The sequence below is a fragment of the Streptomyces sp. SD15 genome (assembly GCF_054462255.1).
Map to the genome: position 1 here is coordinate 190,543 of NZ_JBTLMO010000001.1, position 17,303 is coordinate 207,845.

The window sequence follows — 17,303 nt, forward strand, 5'->3', positions numbered from 1 at the left end:
TTTGGGTGACGTGAGCGAGCCCGTTGTCATGCCGACGGCTCAGAATAGGGCGCCCTCGGCGCCCTCACCGAAATCCGACCCACTACGCGCAGCCAGCTCCTCCTTGCGCTTCCGGATGGCTTCGGGCGACGGTGGGGGCAGGTCGGGGTGCTTCTCTCGCGCCTTCTTCTCCGTCACGCCCTTGTGAAGGCCGAGGTGAACCTCGTCGGCGTAAGCCTGGTGGTTCAACTGGCGGAGACGGTCGATAATCTCGGTCCGGGCGAGGAGGCCGATGGTATAGCGAATTCCTTGGCCTGTCTCGTGGAATCCGTGATCGAGGGGGAACGTCTCGTGGGTCGGATCGGCCGGCAGCGAATTCTCGGAGTCACCCAGAAGGTCGCGCCAGCCGTACGCCTCGACGGTGGCCTTATCGATCTCCTCGTGAATGCGGCGAAGGTCAACGATGTCCTGGTCCTCGCAGTCAGGATCGTGGACCAAATTGTAGGTATCGGTGAGTCCCATATTGCGGGCGAGCATCACCGTTCGGCGATGGCGGTCCAAGAGTGCCCCTGCCTCCCGCAAACGATCAGTGAGCGTTGGACGGACCAGCGTCTCTACTACATCCGAGAGACTGTAATTGATACGGGTCTCCAGCGTAGATGTACGGTCCAGCGTCCACCAGAAGTGCGGCGCGCTGCTCAACAACGCGAGGAGAGCGGTGTCATCCGACGCGAAGACTCCGAGCCTGTGGGATAGAACTTGCCCGGTCGGCACCATGACGGGCATGACGGCCTTACCGACAAGCGAGATCACGATGCAGCGCCTCAGTGGCTCGATGGCCGCTCGCAATCCAGGGGCCAACTTCTCATACTGCCACCACCTCTCCCGCACTGCCTTCTTATCGTCACCCAGTAGATCCCGCTGCGGCTTCACGTACTTGCGGACGTGCTCGAACGCCGCCGGAAAGCGCTGGGCTTCACTCTGGCTCATGCCACCGAAATCGATGATCTGTCGACTCGGGGCAAACCGAGGGTCATTACTCACGTCCTGGCCGGTCAGATAACCGAAGATGACATCTCTGGAACGGGCATCGGCAGCGATGAGCAATTCCGCCTGTTCGGACTGCAAGACAAATCCGATGCCATTCACATTGTTGCCCATGTAGGCAAAATGTGCGCTCTGTTGCAGCTTCTCAACCCACGACCGCATGCGCGTGACGGGATTGAGCGACGTCGTGATGCCACCCGGGGTGACCTGCCCATCAAGAACGGCGGAAACGCCCTTAGAAGGTGCCATCTTTGTCATCCAAACGGCACAGTACTCGAGGACTGCAGATTTCGAGGGCCATGGAGCACTCTTGACTGCCCTGCTGATTTTCACCCCAACATCAGCCAATTGGTCGAGCCCCACCTCGCGGGTGTCACCTTGTGCCAGGGTGTTGGTCGCAATGATGCCCGTCTGACCCAACGCGTTCAGGAGTTCATGAACCCTGAGGGCGAAATACGCGACGAGATCTGCGTTACCTCGCACTTCATTGGCGAGGAACTCGACCATATATTCACGGTAAGCCTGCCCAAGGGGCGCAGTGAGCTTCTTGCCGCCAAGGAAAGGTGGATTACCCACGACTGCATCGAACCCACCCCTCCGCGTAAACACCTCCGGAAACACCAACGGCCAATGCACCGGCCGCCGCTCCAACGCCCCCTCCGGCAGCTCAGCCCCCAGCCACTCCTCCGCCGTTTCCCGAGCCGCCCGCACCACCTCGGAGTCGTCCTCGACCCCGTCCTCCATGATCCGCTGCACGATCCACGCAGCCCGAGGGAACAGATCCCGAAGCCGCTCCCCGCCCTCATCCTCATACCAAGGCACCCGCCCCGAAGCACAAGTAGCAATCGCCGCCCCCGCGATCAGGTCGCCCACCAACCGAAGCCGCCGCGAATGCCGGTTGACCTCCTCCAGCCGCTCCCGCTTCTCCTGGAGCGCCGGCAGGTCGACCCCCTTAATGGCCGTGATCGCCAACCGCTCCCGCGTCAGCTGGTCCACCAACTGCCGGGCCTGCTCGGCCAGGATGTCGGTCTGCTGGCCCGGCTTCATGTGGACGGACTGGATCTGCTCCATGTTGTGCACGCCCAGCAGCGAGTCCCCCGCTACCAACCGGTCGTCCAGGAACGTGAACGGTCGCCCCGGGTCCATCGACACCAGCCACAGCGACAGCTTGGCCATCTCAACCGCCATCGGGTTGATGTCCACGCCGTACAGGCAGTGCTCGATGATCTGGCGGCGGGCCTCGACGACCACCGGATCCTGCTCCGCGTCCGCCGCCGTCACCGCGTCCACGGCCCGGCCCGCCCGGTACGCCATCGCGTCCGCGCGGCCCTCGGACTCCCACGCCTCGATCAGGCGGTCGCCCAGGTAGCGGCAGGCCGCCACCAGGAATGCCGCCGAGCCCATCGCGATGTCCGCGATCTTCAGATCGAGGATCTCGTCCTTCGACTTCAGGCGCCACTCCCCCGTGTCCGCCGTCTGGAGCGGGCCGGGCTCGTACACCAGCGGCTCCAGCGCGTGCAGTACGACCTCCTCCGCGAGGAAGCGGGGCGTGTAGTGCGTGCCCGTGTTCTTCCTCAGGGACGACTCCGTGACGTACAGCGCGCCGTTCGGAATCACCGTCGGCAGGCCTCGCAGGTCGTCCCGGAGGATGCCTACGAACGGCAGGAGCCGTTCCGTCAAGGCCGGGTCCTTCGTCACCGCGTTCAGCCGGCGCCGCGCCTCCGCCGCGTCCTCCGTGCCGAGCGGAGCCAGCTTCTTCTCCAACTGACCCGCCGTCGCCGGGGGCTTCGGGTCCTTCCACTTCTCGTGGACGGACTTCGCGAGCGTCTTCGCGGAACCGCCAGCCTTCGCAGCCAGCGCCTCCAACTCCCGTAGACCGACCTCGTGTTCCAAGCCTTCGGGGCCGATCAGCCCCACCATGTGCTCGGTGGCCCTGCGCCCGTCGAACGACAGCAGGCCCTCGTACACGTAACCGATCTGCTCGACGTCCAACGCGCGGAAGCTGAGCGTGCGGACCTCACGGTCCTTGCCCTTGCCGACGCGGACCTCCTGGACCGCTTGGAGCATGTGCAGGACTGTGCGGTCGTCGATGGGGAGGAGCGGGGTGGTGCGCTCCAGCCACGGGTACTTGTCGGGGTCGAAGATCGAGCCGTCGTACGCCGGGAGGTGGAAGCCCGAGCCCGGGTGGTCCACTCCCCCGTGCACCGCGTGGAAGAGGGCGATCAGGCGGTGCCACGCGGACGTCGTGTGCTCCAGCGACGTCTCGCCCTCCTCGTCCGCCCGTGCCTTCAGCTCGTCGCGGAGGAAGCGGGCGGAGTACGAGCGGGCGTACACCTCGTTGTCCGCCGGGAGCAGGCCGCGCTCCTCCGCGAACAGCAGGAAGACGACGCGCATCATGACCGCCACCGCGCCGCGGTACACCTCGCCCGCGCTGACGCCGGACGCGTGGAGGCCGGGTGCCCCGTGCTCGACCGCCCGCACATCCGCGCGCCCTATGGCGTCCACGAGGAGTTCGACGGCCTGGCGGACCTGGACGCCCAGCGCCTCGGTGACGTCCTCGCCCGCCGCGAGGCTCGCCTTCAGCAGGCCCACCAGCGTCTCGGCGTCGTCGTACTCGAAGAAGCGGCGGCGGCGCAGAAGCGACACGAATGCGCGGACGACGTTGCGCTCGGCCCGCTCGTTCCAGCCGATGGAGTCGAAGACGGCCGTGGTCGTGACGCCGCCGAGCGGGGCCCAGACCAGGCACCACCAGCGGCCGTCCGTGACCAGGCCGAGCGGTACGCCATGGTGGCGCAGGAGGCGGGCCAGGCGGTCGGCGGGGGCCGCGGACCAGTCGCCGCCACCGCCGACGCGGGCCGTGGGCGCCGTACCCGCCGGGACCGTCATGCCGAGCAGGCGTACGCGCTTGGCGGCCGACTCCACGTCCGGTTCGACCGCGAAGTCCGTACCCGGTTCGACCAGCGCGAAGTCGGGGCGCACCTCGGTGTTGTGCTCCGCCACGCGCAGGGTGAGGCGGTCGAGGCCGTGGTGCTCCGCATCGCCCTGGCGGAACGCCAACGCGTCGTCCCAGCCCAGCAGGCGGCCGAGCACGTAGGCCACCCACTCGTCGCGGCCCGCCGTCGTGTCCGTCTGCCAGTCGGCGTGGCGGGCGCGCAGGCGGGAGCGCTCGTCCTTCTCCAGGGCGTCCAGCTGGGGCCAGGCGCGCAGCAGGACGGGCATCGTCAGGAAGGGGCCGGAGACCTCGGTGAGGTCGAGCCACTCCTGGTGCTGCCTGCGGCCGTCGGCGGCCTGGGCCTTGGCGGCGGCGACTCCACGGCTCATGGGGCGGCGGGGGCTCATCGGCGGGCTTCCTTTGCGGGGACGATGAAGACGACGGCGGCGGGGAAGAGGTGGGAGCGCGGTTCGCGGTAGCGGGCGGCGATGGCGGCGAGTTCGCGTTCGCGTTCGGCGGGCAGGCCGTCGAGGCGGTCCTGCCAGCGCTTGCGGTCGTCCTCGAACTGGCGGCGCTCGTGGCCGGTCAGTTCGTGGGTGGACAGCAGGGCGAGCTGCTCGCCCTCGCCCTCGCCCTCCTCCTTGAGTTTGGCGCGCAGGGTGGCCTCGAAGCGGTCGAGGGTGGCCGTGATGCGGCGCTCCTCTTCGGCCCGGCGGTCGGCGAGCCGGCTTTCGAGCTGGCGGCCGAGTTCGCGGGCGCGGGCGGACAGGGAGTCGTACAGAGGCTGTTGAAGCCTCGGCCACGCCTCGGTCAGCTCCTGCCGCAGGTGCGGGGCGGCCTCCGTGCCGTCGGTGAGCGCGCGGGACAGGGCGCGTCCCTGCTCGCCGACCGACTCCCAGCGACGGAAGCGGCCGGTGTCGCCGAACCAACCGCCGGCGTACAGCACTTCCTCGTGCAGGCGTGTGCCGTCGTTGCCGACGAGGACGTAGCGCGCGTACGCGGAGACCAGCGTCGTCGTGACGGCCGGGTCGTCCGAGACGACGGCGGTGACGCGGTGGAGGCCGACGGTGTCCGCGTTCCAGACGGCGGCGGTGAGCAGGCGTGTGGAGAGGGCGACGAGCGGGTGCTTGAGGTGGGCGAGGACCACGTCGTCGCGGCCCTCGGCGGCGACGGCCGGGGAGAAGGTGAGGGGGCGCTGTTCGCCGTCGCGGAGCTTGTGGGCAAGGCCGCGGGTGGCACGCTCCCAGCTGCCGGACAGCGGCTGTACGTCGAACAGGTCGCCGGGTTCGAAGTCCTCGGCGCGCACCGTGGACGGCACGAGCGCGGGCTGGTGGTCGAGCGCCAGGGCCGTGTCGACGACACGCTTGACGTTGGCGGGAGTGAGGCTGAGGGAGGAGACCGTCTCCTCGTACTGGTCGGCGAGCTTCTTCGTCTGCGCCGTGACGTTCTGCTCGGGCGCGACCTCGCCGCCCGTGCGACGGCCCTTGATCGGCTTCGGCTTGGCGTTCTCGATGTCGACAGGCGCCGTGTCACCGGTCATGCGGCGCTGCACGGCGTCAGCGAGGACCGCGTTGACGGAGCCGAGGTCGTGCTCCATGCGCGCGACCTTCTTGGCGACGCGGGAGAGGAACTCCAGGTCGGCCTCGTACGAGCCGGCCTGGGCCTGCTGCCAGCCGGAGCCGATGAAGTGGGTGATTTCCGGGTCGTTCTTCTGGCCCCAGCGGTCGATACGGCCGATGCGCTGTTCGAGCTTGTTGGGGTTGAAGGGGATGTCGTAGTTGATCAGGCGGTGGCAGTAGTTCTGGAGGTCGATGCCCTCGCCGGCCGCGTCGGTGGCGAGGAGGATGCGGACCTTGCCCTCGGGGCGTGCGGGCTCGGCCTGGAAGCCAAGACGGATGCGCTCCCGCTCCTCCGTGGGCAGGCCTCCGTGGAGGCGTTCGACCCGGCCGCCGTCGGTGAGTTCCTCCTGCTGGAGGAGGTCGTAGAGCCACTCCTGGGTGTCGCGATACTCAGTGAAAATGACGACCCGCTCGTTGGTCCACTTCTTGCCGTCGGGGCGGCAGATGGCCTTGATGGCGCCGATCAGGGCGTCGGCCTTGGAGTCCGGGGCGGCCTCATGGGTGAGGGCCCAGCGCTCCATTTCCTGCAGCAGGTCGAGTTCCTGGCCGTCCTCCGCCGGGGTGAGCGAGGTGGAGCGGGTCAGGGCGTCGTCCTCGGCGTCGACGAGGCCCGCATCATCGAGGTCGGCGACGAGGTCGGCGAACTCCTCCAGCCACTCGGGGACTTCGGCGGCTGCCGCGCGTCCGCGGGCGGGGCCGGTGTCCTCCAGGTGGGAGAGGTAGACCTGGACGGTGTGGAGGAAGGCGGCCGGGGACGAGAAGAGGCGCTTCTTGAGCAGCAGCGTCACCAGGTCGGCGGCGCGGCGGCCACCGCGTGCCTTCGGCGTCAGCTTCTTGCGGCGCAGCTCGGCGAACGACCCGAGCAGCTGGTGGATCTCGCGCTCCTGCGGCGCGTAGTCGACGGAGAGCTCGTGGGTCTTGCGGGTGCGGAAGCGGGGCGTGCCGTCGGCGTTGGTGACCGTCGACTTCAGACGCCGTACGACGGTGTCTTGGAGGGCTTCCTTGTCCGGGTCGACGCCCCGGGCGAAACGCTGGTCGTCGATGAGTTCGAGGAGCGCCGTGTACGACTCGGGGTAGCCGTTGTGCGGGGTGGCGGAGAGGAAGAGGCGGTGCTCGAAATGCGGGACGAGGCGCCGGATCAGCTTGGTCTGCTGGGAGTCGACGGCGTACACCTGCTTGGGCGCGGCGGGCGCGACGTGATGCGCCTCGTCGAGGACGAGCAGGTCGAAGAAGCGCTTGTGCTCGCCGTTGCCGCTCTCCTCCGGGGCGCCGATGACCTCGTCGAGGAGACGCTGGGCCTTCTGGCCGCGCAGCCAGGGCAGCGAGACGATGGTGAGCGGGTGGACGCGGAAAGGGTTGGCGGCGGTGCCGTGGGTGCGGCGCAGCCGGGCGCAGTGCTCGGAGTCGACGATGGTGAACTCCAGGCCGAACTTCTCGGCCATCTCGTCGCGCCACTTGAGGGTGAGGCCCGCCGGGCAGACGACCATGGTGCGCCGGGCGCGGCCCCGCAGCAGCAGTTCCTGGACGACGAGACCGGCCTCGATGGTCTTGCCGAGGCCGACGTCGTCGGCGAGGAGCAGGTTGACTCGCGGGGCGCCGACGGCGCGGGAGACCGGCTCCAGCTGGTAGGGCTCGACGGCGACGCCGGAGCGGAACGGTGCCTGGAGCGTCTTGGCGTCGGCGGAGGCGACGGCGGACCAGCGGACGGCGTCGAGGAAGGCGGCGAGGCGGTTCGGGGAGTCGTACTGGCCGGTGGACGCGTCCGGCAGGGAGCCCGCGGGCAGCACACGGCGGCCGGGCTCGACTTCCCAGATGACGGAGAGGGTGTCGCCGAAGCGCCCGTCGGCGACGGACTGGAGGTGGACGAGGGTGGCGGGCCGGCGCTCCTCGTCGCCGTCGGCGGCCGGGGAAGGCTCGACGCGGGCGACGACCCAGGACTGGCCACGCACCTCGACGAGATTGCCCTCCTCGGGGAGCTCATGCGCCCCGGTCTGCTCGGTCTCCCGCTGAGCTGCTGAGGTCATGAACGCTGTTCCCCTCGGTGTCTCCTGCTGCCGTCCGTAGACAGTGTCCTGTCTCCCCACCGGAACGGTGCTGTCGCAGCGTAACACGACGCAATATCTGTGAACAGAGATTACAAAACCATGGTCGGCTCGGGCGCGCCTCAGGCCATGCGACGCAGCCGGTCCAGCAGGGCACGGGTGCGTCCGCGCCGAGCATCGTCCACGGCCAGGACCCTCTCCTCGTCGTCGGTCAAGCGTCGCAGCAGTTCCACGGCCGCATGGCGCTCTCCCGCACGGACCAGCAGGACGGCGATCTCGTACCGCGTGTCCAGTACTGCGGGATCACTCGCTCCGAGAAGGCTGCGCTGCTCGGCCAGGACCGACTTCAGCTCGTCCAGGGCCTCGCGGGTGCGGCCGAGCGCGCCCACGCACAGAGCGGCTCCGACTCGGGAGGCGAGGAAGTCGGCACGGTCGAGACCAGGAGCGGCCATGAGGTCCCCGTACTCCTCCAAGGCGCGGGCGGGGCGGCCGGAGTTGCGCAGAGCGGCGATTTCGGCGAGTCGTGGGTGCGCGAGCGGCGTCGCGGCAGCCGGAGCCCGCGGCGGGGCCCAGGCGGCGAGCAGGGCAGCCACCTCCGCCGCGGAGGCCGGCCGGTCCTCGGGTTTCTTCTCCAGCAGCCCCGCCACCAGCGTCCGCAATCCGGTCGGGACGCCGGAGCGGCGGTCTGCGAGCGAGGGCACGGGCTCGTGCGCGTGCTGGTGGTACAGCATGAAAGGGCTGCCATCGGTGAAGGGAGGCGCCCCGGTGAGCAGTTCGTAGAGGACGCAACCGAGCGAGTAGAGGTCACTGGCCGGCACGGTCTTGCCCACGGCCTGCTCGGGTGCCATGTAGACGACCGTGCCGGGGGTGGCGTTGGCGGCGGTGAAGCGGGTCTCGCCGGGCTGGGGGTCCAGGGCGGCCGCGACACCGAAGTCGAGGACTTTGATCTCGCCGTCCGGAGTGATCATGAGGTTCGACGGCTTGAGGTCGCGGTGCACGACGCCCTGGCCGTGCGCGTAAGCGAGCACGTCGGCGGTGCGCCGTGCGACGTCCGCGGCGTACTCGACGGACAGCGGGCCCTCCCCCTTGAGTACGGCGTCCAGGGCGCGGCCCGGGACGAGCTCCATGACGAGGTAGAGCTCACCTTCGTGACTTCCGTGATCATGGACGGCGGGGATGCCCGGGTGATGCAGACGACTGGTGAGACGCGCCTCGCGCAGGAACCGGCGCTCCAGCATGGTGGGCTCGGCGCCCAGAGCACGGGGGGCGAGGAGCTTTATGGCCACTTCCCGGCCGTGCTCCCGGTCGTGCGCCGCCCAGACGACCCCCATGCCGCCCCGACCCAGTTCGTGCGTGAGCTCGTACCGTCCAAGACTTCGCCGCATTGCGCCCGTCCCCAGTCCCGGCGCCCGCGGCGCCCTTCACACCCCTGCGGCCGGGAGCGGCGCGGCGCACCCGGTATGCGAGTGGTCATCTTCTCACTGTTCACGCAAGCCTCGGCCCTTGCGGGACGAGGAAGGGCCTGCGGGGATCCTCGGGCAGGCCTGGGCGCGCGGCCAGCCCGGGAGCCGATACGGGGAGGTAGGGCGCGAGGGCCGCGTAGACCTCGGTGGCGGAGGAGGGGCGGTCGTCCGCGTCTTTGGAGAGCAGGGCCGTCACCAGTTCCTGGAGGGCACCGGGGACCTCCACACCCGAGTCGCAGATGAGGGGCGGGGGCGAGCTCAGATGGCGGGAGGCCAGGAGGGCCGGCTGGTCGGTGGCGAAGGGCGTGGTGCCGGTGAGCATGTGATGCAGCAGGCAACCCACCGCATAGAGGTCGCTGCGACCGTCGAGCCGCCCCTGGCCGGAGAGCAGTTCGGGTGAGGCACAGAGAATGTTGCCGATGCCTTCGCCGGTCATGGTCAGGCGGGGGTCGGCGTCGGTGAGCAGTTTCACCAGTCCGAAGTCCAGGATCTTGACGACGCCGTCCCTCCGGACCATGACGTTCTGCGTCTTGAGGTCGCGGTGCACGAGGTCGGCGGCGTGGGCCGCGGACAGCCCGGCACACAGCTGAGCGGCCACAGCGGCGGCCGAGGGCACATCGAATCGTTCGCCCTCCTGCTGGTCGAAGAGGTACTCCAGAGTGGTGCCGTCGACCAGCTCCATCACGAGACAGCAGGTGTCGTCCGTGATCGACGCATCGAAGACCGTGGTGATGTTGGAGTGGTCGAGGCGCGCCGCGGCCTGCGCCTCCCTCTTGAAACGGGCCAGCGCCTCCTTGCGGCTCTGTGGGACGGCCAGCAGCTCCGCGGCGATCGTCTTCACCGCCACCGGCCGCTCCAGATACAGGTCACGCCCTTGCCACACCTGCCCCATCACGCCTCTGCCGAGCACCGAGTCCAGTCGGTAGCGATCGCGCAGCACCATTCCCGGCGTGAATTTCTGCATTTCTCCCGTCCTCCACACTTCCCGCACAGCGACCTCGTGGTTTGTACTGTGAACAAAGTCAATGAGCGTAGTAGCCTTCCCTGCAATACGGCCGCTGGGATGCCGACCAGCCCAGCCGGCCCAGCACCTCGGAGACTGTTCGATGAGTACACCCAACGCCGTACCCGTCAGCTTGGCCGAGATCGCCCGGATCGCCGGTGTGGGGCGCGCGGCAGTGAGCAACTGGCGCCGCCGCCATGACTCGTTCCCCACCCGCATCGGCGGCACTGACGTCAGTCCGCAGTTCTCGCTGGCGGAGGTGGAGCAATGGCTGCGTGACAACGGCAAGCTCACCGACATCGGTGGCCGCGAGTTCCTCTGGCCACGGTTCGAGGCGCTCGGCAGCAGGGACGAGTCGGGCTTGGCCGTCGCCGAGGCCGCCCGTCGGATGCGCGCTCCTCGTGCGCGCATCTCGAACGCCGAACTTTCGCCCGACGCACGGGAGTTGGTGGGCGAAGCAGCGAGGCTGGGGCGAAGCGAGGGACCGCGGGAGACCTTTGAGTTTCTGCTGCAACGGTGGCTCGAGACGCATGTGCGGCAGCTCAGCACCACGCCTCCGCAGCTTGCCGCCCTGATGACCCGGATCGCCCTCGCCGCCCGTCTCGGCGCGAGCGAAGGAGGGCTGACCGTCTTCGATCCCGCCTGCGGCACCGGGCATCTGCCCGCCGCGGTCGCCGAGGAATACGACGGTCCGGGCCTGGCAGTACTGGGGTGCGAGCGGGATCCGGCACTCGCCGCGCTTGCCACCGCCCGGCTCGGATTCATCACGGAAAACCGGGACGTCCGTACGGAGATCGCCACCGCCGACGCGCTGCGCGAGGATCCGTTCGCCGGAGTGCGGGCCGACATCGCGCTCTGCAACCCACCGTTCAACGAACGGGATTGGGGTTACGAGGAACTCGCCACCGACCAGCGCTGGACACACGGACTGCCACCACGGACCGAGCCGGAGCTGGCCTGGGTACAGCACCTGCTGTCCCACCTCAGGCCCGGCGGGGCGGGCGTCATCGTCCTCCCGCCCGCCGTGGCATCGCGCAAGGCGGGCCGTCGCATCCGGGGTTCCCTGCTGCGTACCGGGATGCTGAGAGCAGTTGTGGCACTGCCACCAGGCAGCGCACAACCGCACAGTGTGTCACTTCAGTTGTGGGTCCTGCGGGCCGCTCCGGACAGCTCTGACGCCACTCCCACCAGCCAGGACGCCCTACTCGTGGACGCCGCGCGCTTCGCACGACCGGGAGCACGCGAACCGGGTCCCGACTGGAATGCTCTCGGCTCTTTCGTCCTCTCCGCCCTGGAAGTCCTCGACTGCCCGGACGACGATCCACCGGAAGGTGCCGTTCGCGTCCCGCTGGTCGACCTTCTGGACGACGAGGTGGACGTCACTCCGGGCCGCTACACCGCATCGAGCGCAGAACCGTCCGGCATCGAACTCGCTGCATCATGGGGGGAGTTGGGGTCTTCTCTGGCCGACCTCACCGACCACGTGCAGTATCTGTCCAAACTCGGCTTCGAGGCCGAGGTGCCGCAGACCACAGCCACCGTGGGGGACCTCGTCAAGGCCGGTGTGCTGACGCTGCGCGCCGGACAGCAACCGTCGGATACCGCGGCACCGCCTCGCGGAACCGCCGTGCCGCTACTCACCGTTCCCGACCTGCTGATGGACGGCACTCCCAGCGGGACAACCTCCGCCGAAGCGGCACACGCCATCGTCGAGGCGGGGGACATCGTGGTCGCCGGAGTGGTGCGGGCCTTCAAGGCGTGGGTGCACGAAGGGCCGCCCTTGGCCCTGGGCCCCCAGCTCTACGCCCTGCGCGTGGACCCGGAGAAACTGCATGCCCACTTCCTCGCCGGCTGTCTGCGCGCACCCGCCAACGGACGCCAGGCAGGCACCCACGCCTCCAGTTCGTCCAGGGTCGACATCCGGCGCCTTCAGGTACTCCAACTCCCTCTGGAGGAGCAGGCGGCATACTCCGAAACCTTCCGTCGACTCAGGGCCTTCGAAGCGCTGTTGACCCGCGCCGACAGCCTGGGCAAGGGCTTGGTGAGCGACGTGAGCGATCGACTTGCAGCGGGTGGACTGACCACCTGACTCCGTCGGCGTGAGCGAGCTGCCCGGGTCCCGTAACAGGACTCGGGATCCTCCGGCGCTTGCCCTCGACACGGCTTGGACATCACCGCATTGAGGAAGCCTCACTCATCTCAATGGGAGCGCCGGTAGCGGATAGTCTGCGGAGCGTGACAGGTGAGAGTGATCTGCGGAAGCTCCTGAGCGGTATGCGCCCGCAGCTGAACCCGGGCCGCTACGTCTTCACGACCGTGGGCGGGGACGCTCCGCCTGGAGTCACACCCGTTGTGACGGTCGCCGAGCAGGAAGGACTCACCCTTGTCGTGCGACAGGACGAGGCCGACGCGACGGGGCTGTCGTACGACTATGTGGCGGGCTGGATCACGTTGCGCGTCCATTCCGCGCTGGAGGCGGTCGGCCTCACCGCCGCCTTCGCCCGGACACTCGCCGATGCCGGACTGAGCTGCAACGTGGTCGCCGGCCGCCACCACGACCACCTCTTCGTGCCGTACGAGAGCGCCGCCCGGGCGGTCGCCCTGCTGGAGGACCTCGCGCGACGGTCTGCCTGACACAGCGGGGATCCCAGGTTTCGCATGAGGCATACCCTCATGGAATGGTGCAGAGTGACGCGAATGATGTGGATGGCTACCTGGCCGAGGTACCCGAAGGGCGCAGGGATGCCTTGACCAGGTTGCGGCGGTTGTGCCGCGAGGAGTTGGAGGGCTTCGACGAGGTCATGGCGTACGGGATGCCCGCGTACGAACGGGATGGCGCTGCCGAGATCGCGTTCGCCAGCCAGAAGCAGTACATCTCCTTCTACCTGATGCGCAGCGACGTCCGCGAGGCGTTCGCGGAGCAATTGGCCGGACAGGACATGGGAAAGGGTTGCCTGCGCTTTCGCAGGCCGGAGTCCGTTGACTTCGATCTGCTGCGGAGCCTGCTCCGGGCGACCGCGGCAGAGCGTGGCGAGATCTGCTGAAGAACGGAAACACCATCACTGCCGGGCGGGTCCGTCGAGGGCCCGCCCGGCAGTGCATACGCCTCATCCGGGCCCACTCTGCGGGTGCGCCAGCGGAATCACACCGACGCAGTGGCCGTCCCGGTCCAGCAGCCGGCCCATGTGCTTGACCGTACGCAGAACCACAGAACGGTCCTGGATGCTCAGTCGCGGCAGCCGGCGTGACAGGTGTGCCTCAAAGGCATGCACGTCGGCCAGCGCGCGCAGCCAGACGTCGATCACCAGGTTGTTCGGTCCCGCGGTGATCGAGCACGAACGGACCTCGCGCACGTCGGCCAGCACCCGACTGGTCTCCTCGAGGTACTGGCCGGGCACGGACGCGAAGTACACCGCGGACAACGGCCACCCGGACAGCGGCCGGGCCAGATCGCAGCGCAGGCTCACCCGCGAAGCGAGCAGGGACTGGAGTCTGCGGCGCACCGTGGTCGTGCCGGTGTCGGTCTCCGCCGCCAGGTCACGCATCGACATCCTGCCGTCGGTGCTCAGCAGTTCCACGAGTCGCGCATCCAGCGCGTCCCAGCCCGCGGCGCCCGCCTCAGCGTGTGGCGCCGGCGCGGGCAGGGCGGCCTCGAGCCGCGCACACTGGACGGCATCCAGACTGCGCAGCCGCCACCGGCTGCCCTCGGTGGGCACGCCTGTGGACACGTGCGTCCGCGTCGCCCGTACCCCCGGCGTCCCCTGGAAGAGCAACGTGGTGTGGTGGGCCAGCTCGTCGAGGTCCCGGGCCTGCACCGAGGCCACCAGGTCCCTGCCGCCCGCCATGAGCTTGACGTTCGCCACCGCGGGATCCGCCGCGAGAGCCATCGCCACGCCCTCCGCGGCCCCGGGCTCGGTGTCGACCTCGACGACACCGCTCACGACGATCCGGGAGTTGGACAGCCGAGGGTATGCGGTCACCCACGCCAGACCGGCATCCGCCAGTCGCTGCCAGCGTCGTGCGGCTGTCACCGGATCGACGCCGAGCACATCGCCGATCAGCGTCCACGGGGCCCTGGGATGAATCTGCAGCGCGTGCACCATGCCACGGTCGAGTTCGTCGAGCCCCGGCGCGGCAACATCCTGCGCTCGTCGAGGCGGCGCATTCCTGCGCGTCTTTGGGGAATCGAAGCCGAAAGCTGCACCGTGACACGGAGTTTTCTTGCGCATTCCACACTCCCTTCGCCTGTTCCTAATACCGGAGGAGTGATCCAGCCCGCCATGACGGATGTCACGATGCGAGAGACCGCCAGGACCGCTCTGCGGGTCCACAACGCCCGGCTCATCGACGGCACGGGGGCAGCCCCCGTAGACGACGCCGTCGTCCTCGCCGATGCCGACGGAACCCTCACCTACGCCGGCCCCGCGGCGACAGCACCGCCCCATGAGGCCTCTTCGGTCCGGACGGTCGACGCGGGCGGCCGTACCGTCCTGCCCGGATTCTTCGACTGCCACGTCCACCTCGCCTATGCGCAGGGCTCGCCGCCCGGTCGCCGCGCCGAACTCGATCCCGTTCTGGTCACCCTGGACACCGCGACCCGGCTGCGCCAGACCCTCGACGCGGGCATCACCACGGCCCGCGACCTGGGCGGGCTGTCCGCGGGCTTCCGTACCGCCGTCGCCAGCGGACGGGTCGTGGGCCCGCGGCTGCACACGGCCGTACGGATCATCAGCCACACCGGCGGCCACGCCGACGTACGCCTGCCCGACGGCACCGACCTGAGTGCCGGGATGTCCGAGATCGCGGACACCGCCGACGCGGCCCGCCTCGCCGTGCGCCGGGTGCTGCGCGAGGGCGCCGACCTGGTGAAGGTCTGCGCCACGGGCGGCATGGGCAGCCCGTACGACCAGCCCGACGACGAGGGCCTGTTGGAGGAGGAGATCCGGGCGGTCGTGGACGAATGCCGCCGCCACGGCGGCAAGCCGGTGGCCGCGCACGCCCAGGGCAACGCCGGCATCCTGAACGCCATCCGCGGTGGTGTCACCAGCATCGAGCACGGTTATGGCCTGGACGACCGGGCCCTGGACATGGCGGGTGAGCGGGGCGTCTTCGTCGTCCCGACACTGTCCACCGTCTACGCGGGCATCAACAAGGACACCATGCCGGACTACCACTACCAGAAGAAGGTCCGCTGGTCGGGGCTCACCAAGGAGAACATCGCCCGCGCGATCGAGTACGGTGCCCGCATCGCGCTCGGCACCGATGCCGCCGTCGGTCCGCACGGTGTGAACCTCATGGAACTCAGTTATCTGGTGGACCTGGGCATGGACCCCATGGCCGCCATCGTCGCCGGCACCCGCACCTCCGCCGAACTGCTCGGCGTGGCCGACCGGCTCGGCACGCTGGCCCCCGGCCGCACCGCCGACCTCGTCGTCTGTGACGGCGACCCGCTCGCGGACATCGGCGTCCTCGGGGATCCCGCCAACATCGTCTGCGTCGTCCAGGACGGCGTGGTCCACAAGGACCTGCTGCCGCCGGCGGCCCCGACCGGAAGGCAGCCGTGATGTCCTCACTGACCGACCTCCCCGCCCCGGACAGCAAGTCTCCCGACGCCCAGCGGTCCAAAGGTCTCGACCGGGTACTCTCCCTGATCGAGCGGTTGGGCAACGCCCTGCCCCATCCCGTCGTCCTGTTCGCCGGCCTCTTCGTCCTCCTGGCCGTGGCCTCCACCGCGCTGTCCGTCGCCGACGTCTCGGTCAAGGTCCCGGGAACCGACGAGACCAAGGCCGTCGCCGGGCTGTTCACCGGCGAGGGGGTGCGCTGGCTGGTCGAGAACCTGGTCGTCAACTTCGCCACGTTCCCGCCGATCGGCGCCGTCCTGGTCCTGATCATGGTGGTCGGACTCGCGGAGAAGACGGGCCTGCTGGAGACCGTGATGCGGGCCACCCTCGCCCGGGTGCCGCGTGCCGTCCTCCCGTACGCGGTGGCTCTCGTCGCCAGTCAGGCGCACATGATGAGCGATGTCGGCGCCATCGTGCTGCCGCCGCTGGCGGCCCTGGTCTTCAAGAGCGCCGGACGGCATCCCGTCGCGGGCCTCATCGGCGGCTTCGCCTGTGTCACCGCGGGCTACGCCGCCGGATTCACCATCGGCTCGCTCGACGCCCTGTACGTCGGCATCACCCAGCAGGCGGCCTCGGTCCTTCCGGCCACCGAAGGCCTCCACATCCATCTCCTCATCAACTACTTCTTCACCGCGGCGAGCAGCATCGTGCTCGCTCTGCTCGGCGGGTTCCTCATCAGCCGCGTCCTGGAGCCGAGGCTGGGGACGTACACGCCGGCGGCGGACGAGGAAGAGACGCAGAGCCTGACGCTCACTCCGGTTCAGCGTCGCGGTCTGCTGGCCAGCGGCATCGTCGTCGTCCTCTACCTGGGCGGGGTCCTCGCCCTGTGGCTGCCGGCCGGGGCCCCGCTGCGCGGCGAGGGCGGGGCCTTCGTGCCCTCGCCGGCGCTCACCGGCATCGTCCCCGTCCTCTTCGGTGCCTTCCTGCTGGCCGGACTCACCTACGGCTTCACGGTCAAGAAGCTCACCGGCGCGGAGGACGTGGTCACCGCCGTGACCGACTCGGTGAAGAGCATGTCCGGCTATATCGTCATGATGTTCGTCGCCGCGCAGGTCATCGCGCTCTTCAACTGGTCCAACGTGGGTGTGCTGCTGGCGGTGAAGGCCGCCGCGCTGTTCAACTCCATCGGTGTGACGGGCTTCTGGGCGATCATCGCGTTCGTCCTGCTGGCCTCCTGCCTCAACCTCTTCGTCGTGTCCGGCTCCGCGCTGTGGTCCCTCGTCGGCCCGGTCTTCATCCCGGCGTTCATGCTGATGGGCATGAGCCCGGCACTCAGTCAGGCCGCCTTCCGTATCGGCGACTCGGCGACGGGCGCCATCACGCCGATGAATCCCTACCTCTTCCTCATCCTGGCGATGCTCCGCCAGTACGAGCCCGAGGCGAAGCTGGGCACGCTCATCTCCCGGCTGGCCGTGTTCGTCGTGCCGTTCCTGGTGGTGTGGCTGGTGATCCTCGGCATCTTCTACGGGCTCGACCTGCCGCTCGGGCCGGGTGCGGACATCGGCCTCAAGTGACCGCGTTACGCAGTAGGCCGGCTCCACCGGGTTGATCCGGAGGAGCCGGCCGCTGCGCCGCGTCCCGCGCGACGACAAGGAAC

The 17,303-nt window shown here is 69.1% G+C and carries 10 protein-coding genes; 5 read left to right on the forward strand and 5 right to left on the reverse strand.

The features are described 5' to 3' along the window. Positions 1 to 39 precede the first annotated feature (39 nt). The 4 genes from ACX28W_RS00855 to ACX28W_RS00870 all read right to left on the reverse strand — a co-directional run bounded on the left by ACX28W_RS00855 (position 40) and on the right by ACX28W_RS00870 (position 10,046). Positions 40 to 4,365 (reverse strand): Eco57I restriction-modification methylase domain-containing protein, encoded by a 4,326-nt coding sequence (locus ACX28W_RS00855; RefSeq protein WP_458996794.1) that lies wholly within the window; start codon positions 4,363 to 4,365, stop codon positions 40 to 42. Beyond that, positions 4,362 to 7,601 (reverse strand): DISARM system SNF2-like helicase DrmD, encoded by a 3,240-nt coding sequence (drmD, locus tag ACX28W_RS00860; RefSeq protein ID WP_458996795.1) that lies wholly within the window; start codon positions 7,599 to 7,601, stop codon positions 4,362 to 4,364. Before drmD ends, ACX28W_RS00855 begins: the two co-directional genes overlap by 4 nt. Positions 7,602 to 7,741: 140 nt before the next feature. Then, positions 7,742 to 9,004 (reverse strand): serine/threonine-protein kinase, encoded by a 1,263-nt coding sequence (locus ACX28W_RS00865; protein WP_458996796.1) that lies wholly within the window; start codon positions 9,002 to 9,004, stop codon positions 7,742 to 7,744. A 100-nt stretch (positions 9,005 to 9,104) separates the two neighbouring features. Further along, a complete protein-coding gene (locus tag ACX28W_RS00870; RefSeq protein ID WP_458996797.1) occupies positions 9,105 to 10,046 on the reverse strand; it encodes a serine/threonine-protein kinase in 942 nt (313 codons plus the stop codon). Positions 10,047 to 10,188: 142 nt separating this feature from the next. Here ACX28W_RS00870 and ACX28W_RS00875 point away from each other — a divergent pair, with 142 nt between their 5' ends. From ACX28W_RS00875 to ACX28W_RS00885, 3 genes are all read left to right on the forward strand, one after another. After that, on the forward strand, positions 10,189 to 12,174 hold the full coding sequence (locus ACX28W_RS00875; protein WP_458996798.1) for an N-6 DNA methylase: 1,986 nt from the start codon (positions 10,189 to 10,191) through the stop codon (positions 12,172 to 12,174). Positions 12,175 to 12,320: 146 nt separating this feature from the next. Beyond that, positions 12,321 to 12,719 carry an ACT domain-containing protein gene (locus tag ACX28W_RS00880; protein WP_458996799.1) on the forward strand — a complete coding sequence of 133 codons (399 nt, stop codon included), beginning with the start codon at positions 12,321 to 12,323 and terminating at the stop codon, positions 12,717 to 12,719. Positions 12,720 to 12,763: 44 nt separating this feature from the next. Then, a complete protein-coding gene (locus ACX28W_RS00885; RefSeq protein ID WP_458996800.1) occupies positions 12,764 to 13,129 on the forward strand; it encodes an iron chaperone in 366 nt (121 codons plus the stop codon). Between the two features lie 63 nt (positions 13,130 to 13,192). Here ACX28W_RS00885 and ACX28W_RS00890 read toward each other — a convergent pair whose 3' ends face one another. Further along, a complete protein-coding gene (locus ACX28W_RS00890; protein ID WP_458996801.1) occupies positions 13,193 to 14,314 on the reverse strand; it encodes an Lrp/AsnC family transcriptional regulator in 1,122 nt (373 codons plus the stop codon). A gap of 51 nt (positions 14,315 to 14,365) precedes the next feature. Between ACX28W_RS00890 and ACX28W_RS00895 the strand changes: the two genes are divergently transcribed. Both ACX28W_RS00895 and ACX28W_RS00900 read left to right on the forward strand, forming a co-directional pair. Then, a complete protein-coding gene (locus ACX28W_RS00895; protein WP_458996802.1) occupies positions 14,366 to 15,649 on the forward strand; it encodes a metal-dependent hydrolase family protein in 1,284 nt (427 codons plus the stop codon). After that, positions 15,649 to 17,220, forward strand: a complete 1,572-nt coding sequence (locus tag ACX28W_RS00900) for an AbgT family transporter (protein WP_458996803.1) — start codon at positions 15,649 to 15,651, stop codon at positions 17,218 to 17,220. Before ACX28W_RS00895 ends, ACX28W_RS00900 begins: the two co-directional genes overlap by 1 nt. The last annotated feature ends 83 nt before the right edge of the window (positions 17,221 to 17,303 follow it).

Coding starts and splice junctions, on each gene's coding strand:
- ACX28W_RS00875 (WP_458996798.1), top strand. CDS start 10,189: ATGAGTACACCCAACGCCGTACCCGTCAGCTTGGCCGAGATCGCCCGG.
- ACX28W_RS00890 (WP_458996801.1), bottom strand. CDS start 14,314: ATGCGCAAGAAAACTCCGTGTCACGGTGCAGCTTTCGGCTTCGATTCC.
- ACX28W_RS00870 (WP_458996797.1), bottom strand. CDS start 10,046: ATGCAGAAATTCACGCCGGGAATGGTGCTGCGCGATCGCTACCGACTG.
- ACX28W_RS00900 (WP_458996803.1), top strand. CDS start 15,649: ATGTCCTCACTGACCGACCTCCCCGCCCCGGACAGCAAGTCTCCCGAC.
- ACX28W_RS00865 (WP_458996796.1), bottom strand. CDS start 9,004: ATGCGGCGAAGTCTTGGACGGTACGAGCTCACGCACGAACTGGGTCGG.
- ACX28W_RS00885 (WP_458996800.1), top strand. CDS start 12,764: ATGGTGCAGAGTGACGCGAATGATGTGGATGGCTACCTGGCCGAGGTA.
- ACX28W_RS00855 (WP_458996794.1), bottom strand. CDS start 4,365: ATGAGCCCCCGCCGCCCCATGAGCCGTGGAGTCGCCGCCGCCAAGGCC.
- drmD (WP_458996795.1), bottom strand. CDS start 7,601: ATGACCTCAGCAGCTCAGCGGGAGACCGAGCAGACCGGGGCGCATGAG.
- ACX28W_RS00895 (WP_458996802.1), top strand. CDS start 14,366: ATGACGGATGTCACGATGCGAGAGACCGCCAGGACCGCTCTGCGGGTC.